Raw genomic sequence first — 3,523 nt, 5'->3', positions numbered from 1 at the left:
TATTTTTATGCAACTAGATGTCCCATTTGTTGCAGTTTTTATTTTTTTGCTAATACATGACTTTCGGGCAAATGAATTTTGCTGCCATCTTAACCCCATCCATTTATATAAGGAAACATACATACAGTATATCTGATGCAGGATGATGGCCGAATTGCAGAAATTCTAAGCACCATTAAAAATATCGAAGATTCGAACCTATCCGTTAGAGAATTTTTTGATCAAAACATAGTCCCATTCACGCGACCACAATACTACATCTATCGTAAAACACTTCGCAAATACGGTGAAGAAGGACTTCATGATAAAAGAGCAGCTGGAAACAACACGAAACTGACACAACGTATAAAAGATTATATCATCCTCATCGTCACCGAGAACAGGAACATACCTTCATCACAACTGCAGATCAAGATTCAGAACCAGTTTGGCACAAAGATTTCCATATCTAATTTGAATAACTTCAGGGCATCAGCCAAATTAACAAGATTTACACCTCCCCCTAAAAAAGAATGCGAACAGCAAAAATCCGGTGGGGGCGAGATATTAACCTCTTTATCCTTTTTTACTCACATAATCGACTTATACACGCAGACAATAATAGAGCGACTGGACGAAGTTCGAGAATCTCCCTTATTTAAACAGAACGAAAATATCCCGCAAGACAATCCGGGCTCCCGTCAGGAAGGAAAATTCACCAGCGAATACAATCAATTAAAATCGGTAAGAGAAAATCGTTTCAAATCTATCGATGACAAGATACTGATAAAGAATCTATCCACCATGAACATCTTCACGATGTCTGAAAAAACGATCTTTCGCTACAATCTGGCTTTGCTTTCTTTACCGCTCGTTACATCTAATGGAAAATCAAGCAGGGTGAACCGTGTAAAAGGAAACGATTTAGCATTTCTCTGTGGACAAAATTACAAAGATGCCTCACTTGAGAGATACCTTCAGGAACTGAAATATCTCAAAATATCTGACAAATTGATTGTCACAACTGCAAAATTCTGGCAGGACTTCTGGCAAAACGAATTGGGGAATGAAACTTATCTTGTATGTTACTACATTGACGGCAATACCAGACCATTGTGGTCATCAAACAGGTGCTACAAAGGTAAAGTAACAATGCTTGGTCGTGTTATGAACTGTCTTGAAAATGTGTTTATTCATGATGGCAGGGGACATCCACTATATTTCCAGACCTTTCACGGACACGCCGACCTTGGCAAACATGCATTAGGTATGCTCACGAAATTGACAAAACTTTTAGATAGTCCAGAGGCTCATGCTTCTGTGAAGAGGATACTGGTATTTGATGGTGGAGGCAATGGTGTGAAAACGCTTAGGGCTTTTGACGACAGTGATGAATATTATCTCACCATCCTTGATGATAATCAAGTAAAGGAGAAGAAGATCAAGCACATCCAGCAGGAAACAGAGTATAAATATGGAACTGCCAGCCTTGTTGACTGTCAAATTGAGTTAAGGGATTCATTAGAGAAAGACTACATACATGAATGCCGGGCAGTGATCGTGAAGTGGGCTAATGGCAAAAGATCGGTTTTGATCACGGATATTCCTCGTGAATTGCTGGACGCAAGCGAAGTCACGAAGAGATATTTTGACCGTTGGCCACAGCAGGAAAAACAATTCAGAGATGCGAAATCCGGAGCAAATATCCATCGAATTGTAGGTTATGGGATGAAGATCGAGAAGTACGACCTGATGGATGAAAAACATGGTAAGCTGTGTGAGACAATAACCAACCTGAATTTAAAGCTGAAAAAACCATTGATGGAGATTGAAGCGATAGAAGAACAGCTTGCTCCTTTGTATTCGAAAGAGAGAAGACTTCGTGAGAGATCAAAGATTGTTGATGGAAAAAGAACTATGAATGAGGTGGACTCAATCGAATTGCAGGAATGTGAAAAACAAGTCAATAAGTATCTTCGTCAACAAAAGGTGATTGAAAGAAAACATAAGGACGATTTTAAGAAGTTGAAGATGTGTTTGAAAGAGGAAAGACGGATCCGGGATAAGGATAAAGTATACAGGATCGATACTGAGTTGGATCAGATCATGACATGTTTTAAGATGTCATTTATCAATCTCTGCAGTATGTTTTTGACAAAGTGTATGAGCCATGAAAAATATGAACTGTTGACATTGTTCGAATCGATTTTTCAGCTTGAAGGGACAGCTTTTGTTGACAGCGAAAAGAAGGTTATTGAATTGAAGATGAATCCAAAAGAACCGGAGTTGATGAAAAAACTTAATAAAGGTCTTTGTGTATTGAATGAGATGGATGTTTATGATATGTATGGGCGGGCTGTGCAGTTTAAGGTGTGAATGAATTGGATTGTAAAGTTTAAGTTGGCAGTGATTTTAAAATACCCGAAACTCATGTAATAAAGGGGTTTTTCCTGCTGTTCCCACTTCCACATGTTCATCAGGATATCCCAGCTGTTCAAGCACAGCTATGGGAACATCCAGCCCGATGCTCTCAAGTGTCGAGGCAACCATATCAACACCCATTTCAGGCGAAGGCAGTAAAAACACAGTTGAGCCGGATTCAATGTCTTGTCTGAACTTTAATGCCGCTGACGTGGGATTCCTGCCATGCGCGGTGACCACTACAACATCTGCTATATCTACCCTTAGTCTGGCACATGCCACCTGCAGCGAGGAGAGACCAGGTATTATCTCGGCATCAGGACCTGCATATTTCCCCAAACCTGAAAGGTTGGGGTCTCCTGTTGACAGCACAACTGCATTCGAAGGCAGTTCATTGATCTTTGAATAATCACCAATATTTTTTGCCTCACATGTTATGTATTCCTGTGCCAGTTCGATAGCACGGGGAGAACCATAAATTATTTCGGCATGTTGAATTACTTTTGAGGCCTCAGAAGTCAGCATGCCAGGACCAACGCCTACTCCCACTATCTTCATGCCATATCACCCGTATCCCTGATAATATTGCCATCCCGGTCCACAACCACTATCCTTGCACTGTTTGATTTTTCACCAACTTCTGCCAGTGATGTATAAATTAATGGATTTTCCTTGTTATTATCTATCATTTCCTGTACTGTGTTGAACCCTGTGCCTTCCAGTATATCAGGTACTGCCCATTTAAGTATCAGACCTGGTAAACCACATATTATTGTTTCACCTATGGCAGCCTGAATGCCTTCATCCAGCCTGCTGCCCACCATTACAGAGGTATATTCAGGGAATAGTATCTGGGAATAGCGCATGCCGATTCGGCCAGTGGTCAGCACAACCCCGGAGGCTTCACTGATCACTTCCATCTTTGTTTCACCCAGGTGGTCATTCCAGGGTTCCACGAATCCGGTGGTACCCAGTATGGAGATCCCACCTTCCACACCCACCTTCTGGTTCAGGGTCAGGGCTGCCACTGCTTCACCATCAGGTGCGGATATGGTAACCGCAGCCCCCTCCAATCTGCACTCATCTAACGCTTCAAGGATAGCATCTATAATCTGACATCTGG

The 3,523-nt window shown here is 41.5% G+C and carries 3 protein-coding genes; 1 reads left to right on the top strand and 2 read right to left on the bottom strand.

What is annotated here, in order from left to right:
* Positions 1-135 precede the first annotated feature (135 nt).
* Positions 136-2,355 (top strand): helix-turn-helix domain-containing protein, encoded by a 2,220-nt coding sequence (locus IBX40_12115; protein MBE0525054.1) that lies wholly within the window; start codon positions 136-138, stop codon positions 2,353-2,355.
* 36 nt (positions 2,356-2,391) lie between these two features.
* Here IBX40_12115 and IBX40_12110 read toward each other — a convergent pair whose 3' ends face one another.
* The gene (locus IBX40_12110; GenBank protein MBE0525053.1) at positions 2,392-2,958 is read right to left on the bottom strand and encodes a cobalt-precorrin-7 (C(5))-methyltransferase; all 567 of its coding nucleotides are present in this window, start codon (positions 2,956-2,958) and stop codon (positions 2,392-2,394) included.
* On the bottom strand, positions 2,955-3,523 hold a 569-nt coding region (locus IBX40_12105), incomplete at its 5' end, for a cobalt-precorrin-5B (C(1))-methyltransferase (GenBank protein ID MBE0525052.1). The genes IBX40_12110 and IBX40_12105, both read right to left, overlap by 4 nt.

Source organism: Methanosarcinales archaeon, from assembly GCA_014859725.1.
Lineage (GTDB): Archaea > Halobacteriota > Methanosarcinia > Methanosarcinales > Methanocomedenaceae > Kmv04.
This window is presented reverse-complemented; position numbering and strand designations above follow the sequence as displayed.

What these genes read in the sequence shown, in the direction of transcription:
- IBX40_12110 (MBE0525053.1), bottom strand. Translation starts at nt 2,958, where the DNA reads ATGAAGATAGTGGGAGTAGGCGTTGGTCCTGGCATGCTGACTTCTGAG.
- IBX40_12115 (MBE0525054.1), top strand. Translation starts at nt 136, where the DNA reads ATGCAGGATGATGGCCGAATTGCAGAAATTCTAAGCACCATTAAAAAT.